The organism is Bradyrhizobium aeschynomenes, from assembly GCF_013178945.1.
GTDB lineage: Bacteria > Pseudomonadota > Alphaproteobacteria > Rhizobiales > Xanthobacteraceae > Bradyrhizobium > Bradyrhizobium aeschynomenes.
In genome coordinates, this window is sequence record NZ_JABFDM010000001.1 from 183,307 (window position 1) to 201,739 (window position 18,433).

At 66.1% G+C, this 18,433-nt stretch carries 18 protein-coding genes; 17 read left to right on the forward strand and 1 reads right to left on the reverse strand.

Features of this window, described 5'->3' with window-relative positions; all coding sequences use genetic code 11:
* The first annotated feature begins 3 nt into the window (after nucleotides 1-3).
* From bchM to bchJ, 11 genes are all read left to right on the forward strand, one after another.
* Entirely contained in the window at nucleotides 4-705 is a 702-nt protein-coding gene (gene bchM / locus HL666_RS00795) for a magnesium protoporphyrin IX methyltransferase (protein WP_172114286.1), read from the forward strand.
* The gene (locus HL666_RS00800; protein WP_172131554.1) at nucleotides 702-2,132 is read left to right on the forward strand and encodes a BCD family MFS transporter; all 1,431 of its coding nucleotides are present in this window, start codon (nucleotides 702-704) and stop codon (nucleotides 2,130-2,132) included. Before bchM ends, HL666_RS00800 begins: the two co-directional genes overlap by 4 nt.
* 19 nt (nucleotides 2,133-2,151) lie before the next feature.
* Entirely contained in the window at nucleotides 2,152-2,931 is a 780-nt protein-coding gene (puhA, locus tag HL666_RS00805) for a photosynthetic reaction center subunit H (RefSeq protein WP_172114288.1), read from the forward strand.
* The gene (gene puhB, locus HL666_RS00810; protein ID WP_172114289.1) at nucleotides 2,928-3,581 is read left to right on the forward strand and encodes a photosynthetic complex putative assembly protein PuhB; all 654 of its coding nucleotides are present in this window, start codon (nucleotides 2,928-2,930) and stop codon (nucleotides 3,579-3,581) included. Before puhA ends, puhB begins: the two co-directional genes overlap by 4 nt.
* Nucleotides 3,582-3,594: 13 nt before the next feature.
* Nucleotides 3,595-4,086: a photosynthetic complex assembly protein PuhC gene (puhC, locus tag HL666_RS00815; RefSeq protein WP_172114290.1), complete on the forward strand. Its 492-nt coding sequence runs from the start codon at nucleotides 3,595-3,597 to the stop codon at nucleotides 4,084-4,086.
* A complete protein-coding gene (locus tag HL666_RS00820) occupies nucleotides 4,083-4,388 on the forward strand; it encodes an O2-dependent cyclase accessory protein (RefSeq protein ID WP_172114291.1) in 306 nt (101 codons plus the stop codon). The genes puhC and HL666_RS00820 overlap by 4 nt, the downstream gene beginning before the upstream one ends.
* The gene (acsF, locus tag HL666_RS00825) at nucleotides 4,385-5,446 is read left to right on the forward strand and encodes a magnesium-protoporphyrin IX monomethyl ester (oxidative) cyclase (protein ID WP_172179414.1); all 1,062 of its coding nucleotides are present in this window, start codon (nucleotides 4,385-4,387) and stop codon (nucleotides 5,444-5,446) included. The genes HL666_RS00820 and acsF overlap by 4 nt, the downstream gene beginning before the upstream one ends.
* Nucleotides 5,447-5,459: 13 nt before the next feature.
* Nucleotides 5,460-6,515, forward strand: a complete 1,056-nt coding sequence (gene puhE / locus HL666_RS00830) for a putative photosynthetic complex assembly protein PuhE (RefSeq protein ID WP_172114293.1) — start codon at nucleotides 5,460-5,462, stop codon at nucleotides 6,513-6,515.
* Nucleotides 6,512-7,723, forward strand: a complete 1,212-nt coding sequence (gene hemA, locus HL666_RS00835; RefSeq protein ID WP_172179416.1) for a 5-aminolevulinate synthase — start codon at nucleotides 6,512-6,514, stop codon at nucleotides 7,721-7,723. Before puhE ends, hemA begins: the two co-directional genes overlap by 4 nt.
* A 96-nt stretch (nucleotides 7,724-7,819) precedes the next feature.
* The gene (gene bchE / locus HL666_RS00840) at nucleotides 7,820-9,424 is read left to right on the forward strand and encodes a magnesium-protoporphyrin IX monomethyl ester anaerobic oxidative cyclase (protein ID WP_172179418.1); all 1,605 of its coding nucleotides are present in this window, start codon (nucleotides 7,820-7,822) and stop codon (nucleotides 9,422-9,424) included.
* A 1-nt stretch (nucleotide 9,425) separates the two neighbouring features.
* On the forward strand, nucleotides 9,426-10,067 hold the full coding sequence (gene bchJ / locus HL666_RS00845; RefSeq protein WP_172131557.1) for a bacteriochlorophyll 4-vinyl reductase: 642 nt from the start codon (nucleotides 9,426-9,428) through the stop codon (nucleotides 10,065-10,067).
* Between the two features lie 48 nt (nucleotides 10,068-10,115).
* Here the strand turns inward: bchJ and HL666_RS00850 are convergent, their stop codons facing one another.
* Entirely contained in the window at nucleotides 10,116-11,036 is a 921-nt protein-coding gene (locus HL666_RS00850) for a LysR family transcriptional regulator (RefSeq protein WP_172114297.1), read from the reverse strand.
* A 146-nt stretch (nucleotides 11,037-11,182) separates the two neighbouring features.
* On the opposite strand from HL666_RS00850, the gene HL666_RS00855 reads away from it, so the two are divergent.
* From HL666_RS00855 to HL666_RS00880, 6 genes are all read left to right on the forward strand, one after another.
* On the forward strand, nucleotides 11,183-12,235 hold the full coding sequence (locus HL666_RS00855; RefSeq protein ID WP_172131559.1) for a class 1 fructose-bisphosphatase: 1,053 nt from the start codon (nucleotides 11,183-11,185) through the stop codon (nucleotides 12,233-12,235).
* A gap of 36 nt (nucleotides 12,236-12,271) precedes the next feature.
* A complete protein-coding gene (locus HL666_RS00860; RefSeq protein ID WP_172131560.1) occupies nucleotides 12,272-13,147 on the forward strand; it encodes a phosphoribulokinase in 876 nt (291 codons plus the stop codon).
* On the forward strand, nucleotides 13,144-15,183 hold the full coding sequence (gene tkt, locus HL666_RS00865) for a transketolase (protein WP_172179420.1): 2,040 nt from the start codon (nucleotides 13,144-13,146) through the stop codon (nucleotides 15,181-15,183). The genes HL666_RS00860 and tkt overlap by 4 nt, the downstream gene beginning before the upstream one ends.
* 45 nt (nucleotides 15,184-15,228) lie before the next feature.
* The gene (gene fba / locus HL666_RS00870; protein WP_172114301.1) at nucleotides 15,229-16,311 is read left to right on the forward strand and encodes a class II fructose-bisphosphate aldolase; all 1,083 of its coding nucleotides are present in this window, start codon (nucleotides 15,229-15,231) and stop codon (nucleotides 16,309-16,311) included.
* Between the two features lie 35 nt (nucleotides 16,312-16,346).
* Nucleotides 16,347-17,807 (forward strand): form I ribulose bisphosphate carboxylase large subunit, encoded by a 1,461-nt coding sequence (locus HL666_RS00875; protein ID WP_172114302.1) that lies wholly within the window; start codon nucleotides 16,347-16,349, stop codon nucleotides 17,805-17,807.
* 74 nt (nucleotides 17,808-17,881) lie between these two features.
* Nucleotides 17,882-18,301 (forward strand): ribulose bisphosphate carboxylase small subunit, encoded by a 420-nt coding sequence (locus HL666_RS00880; protein WP_172114303.1) that lies wholly within the window; start codon nucleotides 17,882-17,884, stop codon nucleotides 18,299-18,301.
* The last annotated feature ends 132 nt before the right edge of the window (nucleotides 18,302-18,433 follow it).

The window sequence follows — 18,433 nt, forward strand, 5'->3', positions numbered from 1 at the left end:
CCGATGACCTCAGCGCAATATCTCGCCCGCCGCAGTGAAGTGGAGACTTATTTCGACCGCACCGCGGTTGCCGCCTGGACGCGGCTGACCTCGGATGCGCCGGTGGGCCGTATCCGCGCGACCGTTCGCGCCGGTCGCGACGAGATGCGGCGGACGCTGCTGTCGTGGCTGCCGCTCGACCTGCGCGGCGCGCGGATCCTGGATGCAGGCTGCGGCACCGGCAGCTTCTCCATCGAGGCGGCGCGCCGCGGTGCCGACGTCGTCGCCGTCGACATCTCGCCGACGCTGATCGAGATCGCGCAGCGCCGGCTGCCCGACGACATCAGCCGCGATGCGATCCGCTTCGTCGCCGGCGACATGCTCGACCCCAGGCATGGCGGCTTCAACTTCGTCGTCGCGATGGATTCCTTCATCCACTACCGCGCGGAGGATGCCGTGCGCATCGTCGCCGGGCTTGCCGGGCGGACGTCCGATGCGATCCTGATGACTTACGCGCCGCGCACGCCGCTGCTGGCCGTCATGCACGCGGTCGGCGGCCTGTTCCCGCGCGGCAACCGCGCGCCGGCGATCGAGCCGGTCGCGGAGCAGAAGCTGTCTCGCCTGATCGCTGATCATCCCGATCTCGCCGACTGGCGTTGCGCGCGCAGCAGCCGCATCGCCAATGGCTTCTACATCTCGCAGGCGCTGGAGCTCCGCCCGTCATGAGCGCGCGCGCACCATCGGTCCTGCAACTGTGGACGCGGCTGTCGTCGCGCTATCTGCCGTTTGCGGATGCCGCCTCGACCGAGCTGCCGCTGTCACGCCTGATGCGGCTGTCGCTGTTCCAGGTCTCGATCGGCATTTCGGTGGTGCTGCTCAACGGTACGCTCAACCGAGTGATGATCGTCGAGCTCGGTGTTCCCTCCTGGCTGGTCGCGACCATGGTGGCGCTGCCGCTGGTGTTCGCACCCTTGCGCGTGCTGATCGGCTTCAAGTCGGACCATCACCGCTCCGTACTCGGCTGGCGCCGGGTGCCCTACATCTGGATGGGCACGCTTCTGCAGTTCGGCGGACTCGCGATCATGCCGTTCGCGCTGCTCCTGCTGTCGTCGGGCGACGCGCCTGCCCAGGTGATCGCCGGCCGCATTGGGGCCGCGCTCGCGTTCCTGCTGGTCGGCGCCGGGCTGCACACGACGCAGACCGCGGGCCTTTCGCTCGCGACCGACATCGCGCCGGAGCAGTCGCGCCCGCGCGTCGTCGCCTTCCTCTATGTGATGCTGATGTTCGGCATGATGGCGAGCGCGCTGACCTTCGGCGGCCTGCTGGCGGATTTCAGCGAGATGCGCCTGATCCAGGTGATCCAGGGCGCGGCGCTGACCGAGATGGTGCTCAACGTCATCGCGCTGTGGAAGCAGGAGGCGCGCGATCCGTCACGCACCTCGGCGAGCCGCGCGCGGCCGCGCTTCGGGGATTCCTGGCGGCACTTCCGCGAGGCCGGTGGCTCGGTGCGGGTGCTGGTCGCGGTCGGGCTCGGCACCGCCGGCTTCACGATGCAGGACATCCTGCTCGAACCGTATGGCGCGGAGATTCTGCATCTGACCGTCGGCGAGACCACCGCGCTCACGGCCCTGTTCGCGGCAGGCACGCTCGCAGGCTTCGGCCTGTCCGCGCGGCGCCTTGGTAAGGGTTCCGATCCCTATCGCGTGGCGGCGCTCGGCGGCTTCATCGGATTGTTTGCGTTCGTCGCGGTGATCTTCTCGGCGCCGCTCGCCTCGCCCTTGCTGTTCCGGATCGGTACGACGCTGATCGGATTCGGCGGCGGCCTGTTCGCAGTCGGCACGCTGACGGCGGCGATGGCGCTGGTGCAGAACGGCGAGAGCGGGCTCGCGCTCGGCGCCTGGGGCGCGGTGCAGGCGACGTCAGCGGGGATAGCGATCGCCGGCGGCGGCGCCATTCGCGATGTGATGTCGCAACTGGCACTGGACGGGCGCCTCGGCGTGGCGCTGGCGGGGCCGGCGACCGGCTACAGCATCGTCTACCACGTCGAGATCGCGCTGCTGTTTGCGACATTGGCCGTCATCGGACCTCTGGTCCGGCGGCGGGCGGCGGAGCCGCAGCAATTACAATTCGGAATCGCTGAATTTCCAGGTTAGCCCAGTCGGGGAGGAAGCCATGACGTCATTCACGAGCTACATCGATGTCGCCCAGGTCGTGCTTTACGGCTTCTGGGTGTTCTTCGCAGGACTGATCTTCTACCTGCGCACCGAGGACAAGCGCGAAGGCTATCCGTTGCAGTTCGAGGGCCGGATCGGCCGGCAGGTCCCTGCGAGCGGCAAGGGCTTTCCGACGCCGCCGTCGCCGAAGACCTACCACATGCATGGCGGGCGCACTGCGACCCTGCCGAACTGGGACAACGACCGCGCCGACGCGCCGGTCACGCCGATGTATCCATGGCCGGGCACGCCGTATCTGCCGACCGGCAACCCGATGCTCGACGGCGTCGGCCCGGGCTCCTATGCCGCGCGCAAGGACGAGCCGGAGCTGACCATGGACAACATCCCGGCGATCGTGCCGCTGCGCGTCGATGGCAGCATCTTCATCGCCACGGAGGATCCGGATCCGCGCGGCATGCCGGTGTTCGGCTGCGACGGCAAGCTCGGCGGCAAAATTCGTGAAGTGTGGGTCGACCGCGCCGAAATGCTGATCCGCTATCTCGAAGTCGAGGTCGACGGCATCGTCGGTCGCCACGTGCTGCTGCCGATGACGATGTGCGTGGTCGACAAGTCGCGCAAGGCGGTGCTGGTCGATGCCATCCTCGGTTCGCAATTCGCCAATGTGCCCGGTCTCGCCAGCCCCGATCAGGTCACCAAGCTCGAGGAGGACAAGATCGTCGGCTACTACGGCGGCGGCCATCTTTATGCGACCGCTGCGCGCCAGGAGCCGCTGCTGTGAGCACGCGTCGCGACCAGGATCAGCTGATGCTGCCGGCAGGCGAGCGCCTGCTCTGGCAGGGACAGCCCACGGTGAAGGCGCTGCTGCTGCGCGTTTTCCACCTGCGCCTGGTGCTCGCCTACTTCGCGGCGCTGTTCGGCGCCCGCGTGGTGACGGGCACGCTGGATCACCAGCCGCTCGTAGCCTCGCTCGTCAGCGCGTCGTCGCTGGTGGTGCCGGTGGCGATCGCGACGGTGCTGCTCACCGGGCTTGCGGTGCTCTACAGACGCACCACGCGCTACACCATCACCTCTCGGCGCGTGCTGCTGCAGTTCGGCGCCGTATTGCCGATGACCTTGAACGTGCCGTTCAAGCAGGTCTCGCGCGCCGACGTGAAGCTCTTCTCCGACGGCTCCGGCGATCTGCCGCTCGGGGTGAAAGCGCAAGAACGGCTGTCCTGGCTGCTGCTATGGCCGCATGCCCGTCCGTGGCGGTTGAACGAGGTCGAGCCGATGCTGCGCGGCGTGGCTGATGCCCGCGAGGTGGCCGAGATCCTCGCCAAGGCGCTGGTCGCAGCATCGGATGGCGCGGTCGCTACGCAGCCGATCGCTGCCGGCAACGGGCAGCCGCAAGGCGCCTCGCCTGCCGGCGCGGTCGCCAGCGCGGCGTGATGAGGAGGGGGTCATGAGCCAAGCCGAGGGCCATGTCGAACATTATGTCGAGCATCACGCCGAACCCGAGATCGTCATTCCGAAGGGCGCATTGCGCGCGGCCTTCGCGCTGGTGATCTTCTCCCTGGTTGCGGCCGGCGTCGGCCGCTGGACGGGCATAGGCACCGTCCATACGGATCACGCCGCCGCCGTGCAGACGGTGGCGCTGCGGTTCGAGGACCGCCCTGATGGGGGCATCTCCGTCATGTCGCCGGACGGCGGCAAGGTCGTCGGCATCGTCGAGGTGGGCGGCGACGGATTCTTGCGCACGGTCCTGCGCAGCATGGCGTTCGACCGCCAGCGTCACGCGATCGGCTCGGGGCCTGCCTTCACGATCAACCGCTGGTCCGATGGCCGCATGAGCCTGGACGATCCGGCAACCGGGCGGCGCGTCGATCTCGGGCCGTTCGGCGACAACAACAAGCGCCGGTTCACGGAGCTGATGACCATGGGAGAAACGCGATGAAAGGACTATGGGCCAACGAGCCGCGCCGCTTCGACATCGGCTGCAGCATCGAGGTCGAGCAGACCTCGGAGACGCTGCACGCCCATGTCACGCTCGACCGTGACGTCAACATCCGCCCGGGCGACGAGGTCGTGATTCATGGCGAGCCGATCACGGTCAAGTTCGGCGAGCAGCTCAACCTGCGCCGCACGGCCACTGTGGTTCGTGCTGGTCCGGTGAAGCGCATGATGATGCATGTCGCGGGCTATCTCGAACTCACTGAATTGTACGACGTCAGCTTTTCGGACGGGAGGGTCAGATGATCGCAATGGAAGGCGGTTCCGGCAACATCTCCACCAAGATGGCGCTGGAGGACACGATCCTCACGCCACGCTTCTACACCACCGATTTCGCGGCGATGGACCGGCTCAACGTCGATCTCGTCCGTCGCGAATGGGATGCGGTCATGGCCGAGCTGCGCGCCGACCACAACCGCAAGCACTTCGTGCGCACGCCGGAGTTCGACAAGGATCTCAACGAGCTGCCGGAAGCGCTTCGTGCCGAGTTCAAGGACTTCCTGGTGTCGTCGCTGACGGCCGAGTTCTCCGGCTGCGTGCTCTATGCCGAGATCAAGAAGCGGATCAGCAATCCCGACATCCGCGAGCTGTTCCAGTTCATGAGCCGTGACGAGGCCCGCCATGCCGGCTTCATCAACGAGATCCTCAAGGATCACGGCATCGGCGTCGATCTCAGCTTCCTCACCAAGACGAAGAAATACACCTACTTCAAGCCGAAGTTCATCTTCTACGCCACCTATCTGTCGGAGAAGATCGGCTACGCCCGCTACATCACCATCTATCGCCAGATGGAGCGGCACCCGGAACGCCAGTTCCACCCGATCTTCAAGTGGTTCGAGAAGTGGTGCAACGACGAGTTCCGGCACGGCGAGGCGTTTGCGCTCTTGATGCGCGCCGATCCGAAGCTGTTGAGCGGATACAACAAGCTGTGGATCAAGTTCTTCCTGCTCGCGGTGTTCGCCACCATGCATGTCCGCGACCACATGCGCCCGGCGTTCTACGAGGCGCTGGGCATGCCCGTGGACGAGTACGACATGCGGGTGTTCCGCATCACCTCGGAGATTTCGCGCCAGGTCTTCCCGGTGATGCTCGACATCGACAATCCGCGGTTTTGGGAAGGCCTCAAGCGCCTGCGCGAGATTTCGGAGGCGATCGCCGACGCGAAGGCGCAGGGCGGAATCATGGGCACGCTGAAGCGTGCCGTGCTGCCGCTGAAGGCCGCACTGACCTTTGGCCGGCTGTATATGCTGCCGGCCAAGAGCAACGAGTTGCCACGGGAGATCAGGCTGCAACCCGCCTGGTGACAAGGAGCCGGCCATGGGCGCGACCGCGATTGCCATTCCCTATGTCGTGTTCGTCTGGTGGTTCTCGACCGGCGCCGTGCTGGCGCTGGTCGGGCTTGCCGCCCGCCATCCGGCCGCGTTCAAATGGGGCACGGCCGCGGCCTTCGTCGCGGCCCTGTCGGGCGTCGCGGTGTCCAGCCAGGCCGCCGAGGATGCCAACGCCTATTGCGCCTTCACCTGCGCGATCCTGCTGTGGGGCACGGTCGAGATGTCGCTGCTCGCCGGCTGGATCACCGGGCCGCGGCCCGAGCCGTGCCCGCGTGACTGCACGCCGACCTCGCGCGTCGGCTTCGCATTGCAGGCGATCGCCTATCACGAGCTGGCGCTGATCGCGACCGCGGGCCTCGTGTTCGCGGTGACCTCGGGCGCGCCGAACCGCCTGAGCTGGTGGACGTTCGCGGCGCTGCTGGTGCTGCGCCAGAGCGCCAAGATCAATTTGTTCCTTGGCGTGCGTACCCTGAACGACGAACTGCTGCCGCAGCAGGTCCGCTTCATGCGCAGCTATTTCGCCAAGAAATCCACCAACCTACTGTTCCCATTCTCGATTGCCGCGGCGACCGCCGCGACCGTGCTGGTCGCTGCTGCCGCGCTCGGCGCCAAATCCTCGTTCGACGGCGTCGCGCTGTCATTGCTCGCCTCGTTGATCGCGCTTGGCCTGCTCGAGCATGGCTTCATGGCGCTGCCGATGCCGGTCATCAATCTCTGGCGCTGGAGCGCGCCTGTCGAGCCGGCGATGGCAACCGTTGCTGCCATCCCGGCACCGGTGCCCGTGATGCCGATGGCGCGCCCGGTGCTGGCGGTCGTGCCGGCCACGCCCGAGGTGGAGCGCCCGATCCCTGCGCCCAAGACATCGATGTCGGCGCAGAAGACAGCCGCCGCCTTGGCGCGGCAGCGGCTCGAAGAGCAGTTCCGCCAGGCCTATCGGCAGGCCCGCGCCGATGCGCAGGCGCAAACCATCACCGGACTGGCCGCGGTGTCGGTCACGCCGCCGGTCGATCCGAACACGACAGCACAGGGGGGAGTACCATGAACTACGAAGACTATTTCCGCCGCCAGCTCGACGGCCTCAGGCGCGAAGGACGCTACCGCGTGTTCGCCGATCTCGAGCGCAAGGCCGGCGCCTTCCCGCGTGCGACCTATCGCGGTCCGCATGGCGAGCGCGAGGTGTCGGTGTGGTGCTCGAACGACTATCTCGGCATGGGCCAGCATCCGAAGGTGCTGGAAGTCATGCACGAGGCGCTCGACCGCTGCGGCGCCGGCGCCGGCGGCACCCGCAACATCAGCGGCACCAACCACTATCACATCCTGCTCGAGGACGAGCTCGCCGATCTCCATGGCAAGCAGGCCGCGCTCTTGTTCAACTCCGGCTACGTCTCGAACTGGACGTCGCTGTCGACGCTCGCGGGGCGCATGCCCGGCTGCGTGATCCTGTCCGACGAGCTCAATCACGCCTCGATGATCGAGGGCATCCGCCACAGCCGCTGCGAGACCCGGATCTGGCGCCACAACGACGTCGCCGATCTCCGCGACAAGCTGTCGGATCTCGACCCGAAGGTGCCGAAGCTGATCGCCTTCGAGAGCGTCTATTCGATGGACGGCGACATCTCGCCCATCTCCGACATCTGCGACGTCGCCGATGAGTTCAACGCCATGACCTATCTCGACGAGGTCCATGCCGTCGGCCTGTACGGCCCGCGCGGCGGCGGCATCTCCGAGCGCGACGGCGTTGCCGACCGCCTGACTGTCATCGAGGGGACGCTGGCCAAGGCGTTCGGCGTGATCGGCGGCTACATCACCGCCTCGAACACGGTCTGCGACTTCGTCCGCAGCTTCGCCTCCGGCTTCATCTTCTCCAGCTCGCTGCCGCCGGCGGTCGCCGCCGGTGCGCTCACGAGCATCCGGCATCTCAAGGCCAGCAACGCCGAGCGGGCGCGGCACCAGGACCGCGTCGCGCGGCTGCGTCGCCGGCTTGACGAAGCCGGCGTCAGCCATCTCGACAACCCCAGCCATATCGTGCCGGTGATGGTGCGCGACCCCGTGCTGTGCAAGCGCATCAGCGACATCCTGCTCGACCGCTACGGCATCTACGTGCAGCCGATCAACTATCCGACGGTGCCGCGCGGCACGGAGCGGCTGCGCATCACGCCGTCGCCCTTCCACTCCGACGAGGACATCGAGCATCTGGTGTCGGCGCTGTCGGAGATCTGGGCCGAGATGGGCTTGGCGCAGGCGGCATGAGGTTCGTCTAATCGCACGGCGTTTGAGCCAGATCAATTTGTCAATCTAACTTGACGTTAGGATCACTAGACAAATTGATAATCGGGGGAGAACGCCGTGCGGATTTTGTTGCTGCATCCGAATTATCACTCCGGCGGCGCCGAGATCGCCGGCAACTGGCCGCCCGCCTGGGCCGCCTACATTTCCGGCGCGCTCAAGGCCGCCGGCTTCACCGATCTCCGCTTCATCGACGCGATGACCAACGACCTCTCCGAGGAGCAGGTCCGCAGCCTCCTGCGAGCTGAGAAGCCCGATGTGATCGGCTGCACCGCGATCACGCCCTCGATCTACAAGGCCGAGCGGCTGCTGGAGATCGCCAAGGAAGAGCACCCCGACGCGCTCACCGTGCTCGGCGGCATCCACGCCACCTTCATGTATCAGCAGGTGCTGACGGAAGCGCCGTGGATCGACGCCATCGTGCGGGGCGAGGGCGAGGAGATCATCGTCGATTTGATGCGCGCCCGCGAGGACGGCCGCTGGGAGAGCGACCGCCGCAGCATCAAGGGCATCGCCTATCGCGTTGGCACCGAGGTGGTTGCCACAGTAGCGGCGCCGACGGTGAAGAACCTCGACGCGATCACGGCCGACTGGAGCGTGCTCGAATGGAGCAAGTACATCTACATCCCGATGAACAAGCGCGTCGCCATCCCCAACATGGCGCGCGGCTGTCCCTTTACCTGCAGCTTCTGCTCGCAGTGGAAATTCTGGCGCGACTATCGCATCCGTGACCCGAAGAAGGTGGTCGACGAGATCGAGACCTTGATGCGCGAGCACGATGTCGGCTTCTTCATCCTCGCCGACGAGGAGCCGACCATCAACAAGAAGAAGTTCGTCGCCTTCTGCGAGGAGCTGATCCGCCGCGACCTCAAGATCCTCTGGGGCATCAACACCCGAGTCACCGACATCCTGCGCGACGAGGCGCTATTGCCACTCTATCGCAAGGCCGGCCTGATCCACGTCTCGCTGGGCACCGAGGCCGCGGCGCAGATGAAGCTCGACCGCTTCAACAAGGAGACCACGGTCGCGCAGAACAAGAAGGCGATCCAGCTGCTGCGCGACGCCGGCATCGTCGTCGAGGCGCAGTTCATCGTCGGCCTCGAGAACGAGACCCGCGAGACCTTGGAAGAGACCTACCAGATGGCGCGCGACTGGAAGCCTGATCTCGCCAATTGGGCGATGTACACGCCGTGGCCGTTCTCCGACCTGTTCCGCGATCTCGGCGACAAGGTCGAGATCTTCGACTACGAGAAGTACAATTTCGTCACCCCGATCATGAAGCCCGACGCGATGGATCGCGGCGAGCTGCTCGACGGCGTCATGAACAACTACCGGCGCTTCTACATGCACAAGGCGCTGTTCTCGTATCCCTGGGCCGGCTCCGGCGAGCGCCGCCGCTATCTGCTCGGCTGCCTCAAGGCGTTCCTGAAGTCCGGGTTCGAGCGCAAGTTCTACGATCTCGGCCGCGTCAATTATTGGGGGCCGCAATCCAAGGGCAAGGTCGATTTCGGCTTCGACACCTCGCGCAAGCGCGCCGAGCCCGGCAAGGTCGAATGGAAAACGAGCCACAATCGCAAGCTGACCGGACCGCAGCAGGCGCAGGTGATGGCCTGCGGCGGCGGCACCGAGCAGATGAGCGACGAGGCCGAGACCAGGGTGCACTGACATGCACGGCACGCGCGCCCGGCATGTCACGCTGTCGCGCGCGGCCGCTGCCTCTGATCAGTCCGCCGGACGCATCGGACCCAATGCGATCATCCAGACCGCGGAGGCGTTACGTCTGCTGCGCGGCGAGGAAGATGCGCGTCGCGTGTTTGCGGCCGCACGGCTGGAGCCGTATCTCACGGCACCGCCGGCCGACATGGTGGATGAGACCGAGGTCATCCGCCTGCATCGCGCGCTCAGGGCCACTTTGGACGACGATGCCGCCCGTGTGGTCAGCGCAAAGGCGGGGCAGTTGACCGCGCTCTATCTGCTCACGCACCGCATTCCCGCGGTGGCCCAGCGCGTGCTTCGCCTGCTGCCGGCGCGCCTCGCTAGCCGTGCGCTGTCGCGCGCGATCTCGGCCCATGCCTGGACCTTCGCCGGCACCGGCATCTTCACCGCCCGTCCGGGGCGGCCGACGGTGTACGAGATCAGCCATTGTCCGTTGTGCCGCGGGCAGGGGACGGACCACCCGATCTGCGACTTCTACGCAGCCACCTTCGAGACGCTGTTTGCAAGGCTGGTGCATCGGAACGCCCGCGCCCGCGAGATCAGCTGCGAAGCGGCGGGCGCATCCGCCTGCCGCTTCGTGATCGACTGGTGAGATCGGCCCATGCGCGAGGCGACACCGTCACGGCTTCGGGTGTCGCGCTCAGCTCGGCAGAAACCGTGCGCCCTCCCTGCCGAGGAAATCCAGCATCGCCTGCGCCGGCGGCAGCAGCAGCTTGTCGGCGCGCCGGACCGCGTGCCACTGCCGGATGATCGGCAGGCCCGCCACCTTCAACGTCACCAGCCGACCTTCGCCGAGCTCATGGGCCACCGTGTGCTGCGAGATGAAGGCGATGCCGAGGCCGGCGATGACGGCCTGCTTGATGGTCTCGTTGCTGTCCATCTCCATGCTGGTCTTTGGCTTCAGACCATGCTTCTCGAAGAAGGTCTCCATCAGCAGCCGGGTGCCCGATCCCGGCTCTCGGGTGATGAACACCTCGCCGGCGAGATCCTCGGCCGCGATCCGCTTGCGACGGGCCAGCCGGTGATTGGCCGGCGCGATGATGATGTGCGGGTGCTTGCCGAACGGCCGCATGTCGACCGGAACGTCGGCGGGCGGCCGGCCCATGATGGCGATATCGAGATCATAGCCGCGCAACGCCTCGCGCAGGCTGTCGCGGTTGCCGATGCGCAGCGTCACATCGATCTTCGGGAACCGCCGCGAAAACTCAGCAATCGCAAACGGCACGAAATATTTCGCGGTGCTGACCGCGCCGATCGCGACGCGTCCGCCGCTGCGTCCCGCGAGAATGTCCAGCGCCTGCTCGCAATCCTGCAAGGCGGCCTCGACGCGCTCGGCGAGCGCCAGCACGCTGCGGCCCGCTTCCGTCAGGATCATGCCGTCCGTGGTGCGCTGGATCAGCGGCAGCCCGGCCAGTTCCTGAAGATTGCGAATCTGCAGGGTGACCGCAGGCTGCGTGAGGTTCAGGCGGCTGGCCGCGGAGGTCACCGATCCGGAATTCTGCACAGCCACCAGCGCGCGAAGCTGGCGGATGGTGAGGTCGCGAGAGAAGTGCCGGCTCATGGAACCCTCGATGAGATCGTTCGCATAAGGAAAACTTTGGTCAATCCAAAGATATTGAAATTTCCCTAATCACGCAAATCGAGTGTTGATAGCGGCGCGGCACGACGCTTTCGTGCAGCTTCATCAAGTTCCCGACAGAGGAGCTGATGGCGAGGGAGTGGCCCATGACTCAGCCGGATCATCATCAGACATTGCAGGCTCATCTTGCATCGCAAGGCGCGGACGCCGACTGCGCCGCGGTCATCGAGGCCCTTGCCGACGCTGCACGCGAGCTTGCCCGCCAGATCGCCATCGCCCCGCTGTCGGGCGTCGACGAAGGCGCCGCCACGGTCAACACCGACGGCGACGTCCAGAAGGCGCTCGATATCGTCGCCGACAATCTGATGCGCGATGCGCTGTGCCGGGCGCCCGTCGCCGGCATTCTGTCCGAAGAGGTCGATCGTCCGGAAACCGTCAATGAGGCTGCCCCACTTTGCGTCGCGATCGATCCGCTTGACGGCTCGTCGAACCTGCAGAACAACATCTCGGTCGGCACCATCTTCTCGATCCGGCCACGCGGTCGCGACGTGCTCTCCAGCTTCTTCGAGCCGGGCACCGCGCAGCTTGCCGCCGGCTTCTTCGTCTACGGACCGCAGACCTGTCTCGTGCTCGCGATCGACCGCCGCGTCGACCTCTATGTGCTGCATCCGACGTTGCACGAATTCATCCTCGCCAAGTCGGGGATCCGCATCCCGCAGGATACGCCGGAGTTCGCGATCAACGCCTCGAACCGTCGGCACTGGAGCGGCACGGTGCGCAACTATGTCGACGAGTGCCTGTCCGGCGCCGCGGGCCCGCGCGGCCGCGACTTCAACATGCGCTGGATCGCCTCGCTCGTGGCCGAGGCCTATCGCATCCTGATGCGCGGCGGCGTGTTCCTCTACCCGGCGGATTCCCGTCCAGGCTATCGCGAGGGCCGGCTGCGCCTGGTGTACGAAGCGCACCCGATGGCGCTGATCATGGAATGGGCCGGCGGCTCGGCATCGAGCGGCCGCGCCCGCATCCTCGAATTGTCGGCACGCTCGCCGCATCAGCGTGCGCCCCTCATCATGGGGGACGTCCGGCTCGTCCGCGATGTCGACCAGCTGCATGAGGGCGTCGAGCCGCTGTTCGAAACCAGCGATGCGCCGCTGTTCGCGCGGCGCGGTCTGTTTCGCTGAGCCAGCCCTGCTCAGCGCGCCTTCCGGAGAAAAGTCATGTCACGTCGTCATCCCATCATCTCGATCACGGGCTCGTCGGGCGCCGGCACCACGTCGGTCAAGAAGACCTTCGAGAACATCTTCCGCCGAGAGAACGTCAAGGCGGCCTATATCGAGGGCGATGCGTTCCATCGCTACAACCGCGAGGAGATGCGCCGCAAGATGGTCGAGGAGGCCGAGCGCGGCAACAAGCATTTCAGCCATTTCAGCCCCGAGACGAATCTGTTCGAAGAGCTCGAGAAGACGTTTCGAGACTATTCCGAAACCGGCACCGGGACCACGCGCCACTACGTTCACGACGAGGAGGAGGCGCGGCTCTACGACACGAGGCCCGGCAATTTCACCGAATGGAGCCGGCTGCCGGAAGATTCCGACCTGTTGTTCTACGAAGGCCTGCATGGCGCCGTCGTCACCGAGAAGGTCAACATCGCGCAGCATGCCGACCTGAAGATCGGCGTCGTGCCGGTGATGAATCTCGAATGGATCCAGAAGCTGCACCGCGACCGCGCCTCGCGCGGCTACACGACCGAGGCGGTCACGGACACCATCCTGCGGCGCATGCCGGACTATGTGAACTACATCATCCCGCAGTTCTCGGAGACCGACATCAACTTCCAGCGCGTGCCGACGGTCGACACGTCGAACCCGTTCATCGCGCGCTGGATCCCGACGCCCGACGAATCGATGGTCGTGATCCGCCTGAAGAACCCGCGCGGCATCGACTTCCCCTATCTGCTGTCGATGATCCAGGGCAGCTTCATGTCGCGCGCCAATTCGATCGTGATCCATGGCTCGAAGCTCGATCTCGCCATGCAGCTCATCCTCACCCCCATGATCATGCAACTGATGGACCGAAAGAGGCGCACGCTATGACCGCCACCGCCGTGCAGACGCTGGCCACCAAGACCGATCTCAAGGCCGATCCCAGCCATGCCGAGATGGCGAACGCCATCCGTTTCCTTGCGATCGACGCCGTCGAAAAGGCGAAGTCGGGTCATCCCGGCATGCCGATGGGCATGGCCGACGTCGCGACCGTGCTGTTTTCCCGCTTCATGAAGTTCGATCCCACCGATCCGGCCTGGCCCGACCGCGACCGCTTCGTGCTGTCGGCCGGCCATGGCTCGATGCTGCTCTATGCGCTGCTGCATCTCACCGGCTACGAGGCCGTCACTGTCGACGAACTGAAGAAGTTCCGGCAGTGGGGCGCCAAGACGCCAGGCCATCCCGAGTATGGCCATACGCCTGGTGTCGAGACCACGACCGGTCCGCTCGGGCAGGGCATCGCGACAGCGGTCGGCATGGCGCTCGCCGAACGCCTTATGCACGCGCGCTACGGCGATGATCTCGTCGATCACTACACCTATGTGATCGCCGGCGACGGCTGCCTGATGGAGGGCATCAGCCACGAGGCGATCTCCCTCGCCGGCCATCTCGGGCTCAACCGGCTGATCGTCCTCTTTGATGACAATGGCATCTCGATCGACGGCTCGACCGGGCTGGCCTGCTCCGATGACCAGCTCGCGCGGTTTGCGGCCTCGGGCTGGGCGACGACTCGCATCGACGGCCATGATCCCCAGGCCATCGAAGCGGCGATCGCCGCCGCACGGCAGAGCGACCGTCCCAGCATGATCGCGTGCCGCACCACGATCGGCTTCGGCTCGCCCGGACGGCAGGGCTCGGAGAAGGCACATGGCGCGCCGCTCGGCCCTGAGGAGGTCGAGAAGACCCGCGCCGCGCTGCATTGGCCGCACCGGCCGTTCGAAGTGCCTGCCGATGTGCTGGTCAGCTGGCGCGAGATCGGCGCACGTGGCCGCAGCGCGCGCCAGGCGTGGAAGGAGCGGGCGCGCAAGCTCTGCACGTCGGACCGCTCGCCCTGTCACGACGCACTCAACAAGAAGCTGCCGGCCGCCTACACCGAGCGGATGGCGCAGTTCATCGCGCAGCTCACCGCCGAGCGTCCGAAGATCGCGACCCGCCAGGCTTCGCAGAACGTCATCGACGTCATCGCGACGGTGCTGCCCAACCTGCTCGGCGGCTCGGCCGATCTGACCCATTCCAACCTGACCAAGGCGAAGACGCACAAGTCCGTGACGCCGGCCAGCATGGACGGCAACTACGTCCATTACGGCGTGCGCGAGCATGCGATGGCCGCAGCCATGAACGGCGTCGCGCTGCATGGCGGCTTCATTCCCTATGGCGGCACCTTCCTGGCATTCGCCGACTACAATCGCCCGGCGATTCGTCTCGCCGCGCTGATGGGCATTCGCGTCATCCATGTGATGACGCACGACTCCATCGGCCTCGGCGAGGACGGCCCGACGCATCAGCCTGTCGAGCATGTCCCGAGCCTGCGCGCCATTCCGAACCTGCTCGTGTTCCGTCCCGCCGATGCGGTCGAGACGGCTGAAGCCTGGGACTGCGCGTTGCGCGCCGAGACCTCGCCGTCGGTGCTGTGCCTGTCGCGCCAGGCGCTGCCGGCCTTCCGCACCGAAGCGTCCGACCACAACAAGGTTGCGCTCGGCGCTTACGTGGTGGTCGAGCCCGAAGCCGGCCGCGACGTCACCTTGATTGCGACCGGCTCGGAGGTGGCGATTGCGCTGGAGGCGGCCAAGCTGCTGGCCGCGGAGGGCGTGCAGGCCGCGGTCGTGTCGGCACCGTGCTTCGAGCTGTTCCGCAAGCAGACCGCGGATTATCGCGCCGAGGTGCTCGGCAACGCTCCGCGCATCGGGGTCGAAGCCGCGATCGAGGGCGAGTGGGCGCGCTGGCTCGGCGATGCCGGCGAGTTCGTCGGCATGCACAGCTTCGGCGCCTCGGCGCCGGCCGATGTGCTGTACCGCGAATTCGGCATCACGCCGGCGGCCGTGGCCGACGCGGCCATGCGCAACATCATCCGGGCGCGGGCGTCCTGACGCCCGGCATTCACAGAACAGAGCACACAGGGACGGAGACGAATTATGGCGCGGATCACGCTCAGACAATTGCTGGACCATGCCGCCGAGCGCGGCTACGGCGTGCCGGCGTTCAACATCAACAACATGGAGCAGGGGCTCGCGATCATGGAGGCGGCCGCCGCCGTCGACGCGCCCGTGATCATCCAGGCCTCGCGCGGCGCGCGCTCCTATGCCGGCGACATCATGCTGTCGAAGATGATCGACGCGCTGGAGGAGATGTATCCGCAGATCCCGCTGTGCCTGCATCAGGACCACGGCAACGACGAGGCGACCTGCGCCACCGCGATCAAGTACGGCTTCACCTCGGTGATGATGGACGGCTCGCTCAAGGCCGACGCCAAGACCGCCGCCGACTACGAGTACAATGTCGACATCACCCGCCGCGTCACCGACATGGCGCATTGGGTCGGTGCGTCCGTCGAGGGCGAGCTCGGCGTGCTCGGCTCACTCGAGCATGGCGGCGGCGAGCAGGAAGACGGCCACGGCCTCGAAGGCAAGGTCAGTCGCGAGCAGCTGCTGACCGATCCCGACCAGGCGGTCGATTTCGTCCGCGCCACCAAGGTCGACGCGCTGGCGATCGCGATGGGCACCTCGCACGGCGCCTACAAGTTCTCGCGCAAGCCGGATGGCGAGATCCTCGCCATGAACGTCATCGAGGAGATCCATCGCCGCCTGCCCAACACGCATCTGGTGATGCACGGCTCGTCCTCGGTGCCGCAGGGCCTGCAGGACATGTTCAACCAGTTCGGTGGCGAGATGCCGCAGACCTGGGGCGTCCCCGTCGAGGAGATCGTGCGCGGCATCCGCCACGGGGTGCGCAAGGTCAACATCGACACCGACTGCCGGCTGGCGATGACCGCGATCTTCCGCAAGGTCGGCGCGCAGTCGAAGGTCGAGTTCGATCCGCGCAAATTCCTGAAGCCGGCAATGGATTCGATGCGCGAGTTGTGCCGCGAGCGATTCGAGCAGTTCGGCGCCGCCGGCAATGCATCCAGGATCAAGGTCATTCCGCTGGCGGAGATGGCCAGGCGCTACCGCTCCGGTGCGCTCGATCCACGAGTTGGGGGAATGACTGAAGCTGCCTGACGTCCACGGCCATAACGAACATTCAGGAGGAACACATGAACGACCAGTCGATCACGGTGCGCGGCAAGGATCGCTACAAGTCCGGCGTCATGGAATACAAGAAGATGGGCTACTGGGAGCCGTCCTATCAGCCCAAGGACACCGACGTCATCGCGCTGTTCCGCGTGACGCCGCAGGACGGCGTCGATCCGACCGAGGCCTGCGCTGCGGTGGCCGGCGAATCCTCGACCGCGACCTGGACCGTGGTGTGGACCGACCGCCTGACCGCGGCCGAGAAGTATCGTGCCAAGTGCTACCGGGTCGAGCCGGTGCCGGGCTCGCCGGGCAGCTACTTCGCCTACATCGCCTATGACCTCGATCTGTTCGAGCCGGGCTCGATCGCCAACCTGACGGCGTCGATCATCGGCAACGTGTTCGGCTTCAAGCCGCTGAAGGCGCTGCGGCTCGAGGACATGCGGCTGCCGGTGGCCTATGTGAAGACGTTCCAGGGTCCGGCGACCGGCATCGTCGTCGAGCGCGAGCGGCTCGACAAGTTCGGCCGACCTTTGCTGGGTGCCACCGTCAAGCCGAAGCTCGGCCTGTCCGGCCGCAACTACGGCCGCGTCGTGTACGAGGCGCTCAAGGGCGGCCTCGACTTCACCAAGGACGACGAGAACATCAACTCGCAACCCTTCATGCATTGGCGCGAGCGTTTCCTGTACTGCATGGAAGCCGTCAACAAGGCGCAGGCGGGGACCGGTGAGATCAAGGGCACCTATCTCAACGTCACCGCGGCGACGATGGAGGACATGTACGAGCGCGCCGAGTTCGCCAAGGAGCTCGGCTCCAACATCATCATGATCGACCTCGTGATCGGTTACACCGCGATCCAGTCGATGGCGAAGTGGGCGCGCCGGAACGACATGATCCTGCATCTGCATCGCGCGGGACACTCGACCTACACGCGGCAACGCTCGCATGGCGTCTCGTTCCGCGTCATCGCCAAATGGATGCGGCTCGCCGGCGTCGACCACATCCATGCCGGCACCGTGGTCGGCAAGCTCGAAGGCGATCCGAACACCACGCGCGGCTACTACGACATCTGCCGCGAGGACTTCAATCCGATGCGGCTCGAGCATGGCGTGTTCTTCGACCAGCACTGGGCGAGCCTCAACAAGCTGATGCCGGTGGCGTCCGGCGGCATCCATGCCGGCCAGATGCACCAATTGCTCGACCTGCTCGGCGAGGACGTCGTGCTGCAGTTCGGCGGCGGCACCATCGGTCATCCTCGCGGCATCGCCGCCGGTGCGACCGCCAATCGCGTCGCGCTGGAGGCGATGATCCTCGCCCGCAACGAGGGCCGCGACTACGTGCATGAGGGCCCGGAGATCCTCGCCAAGGCGGCGCAGACCTGCACGCCGCTGCGCGAGGCGCTGGAGATCTGGAAGGACGTCACCTTCAACTACGAATCCACGGATACGCCGGACTTCGTGCCGACCGTCACCCCCGCCGCTTAACCTCGTTCGATGCGAAGCCGCGCTGCGGGCCGGACACCGGCCCGCCCGGCCGCACAACATCAGGAGTTTTCACCATGCGCGTGACTCAAGGCTGCTTTTCCTTCCTGCCCGATCTGACCGACGAGCAGATCACGGCCCAGATCCAGTACTGCCTCGAGAAGGGCTGGGCGGTGAACATCGAGTTCACCGACGATCCGCATCCCCGCAACACCTATTGGGAGATGTGGGGCCTGCCGATGTTCGACCTGCGCGACGCCGCCGGCATCATGCGGGAGCTCTCCGAATGCCGGAAGATCTATGGCGAGCGCTACATCCGCATCTCGGCGTTCGATTCTTCCCATGGCTGGGAGTCGATCCGGCTGTCGTTCATCGTCAACCGGCCGCAGAACGAGCCCGGCTTCCGGCTCGATCGCCAGGAGACCGTTGGACGCAATCAGCGGTATTCGACGCGGTCCTACGCCGCCGAGCGCCCCGAAGGGGAGCGCTACTCATAAGAGCGGCGGCGCTGAAGTCCCGGTCCCGGCGGGACTTCGGCGCCGGCTCTGCCGCATTGATCAAGTCCGATTCGACGGTGTCCCCTGCTTGCCGGAGTTCGCGGGGGACCTGCCGCCAGCATGTGCGAACTT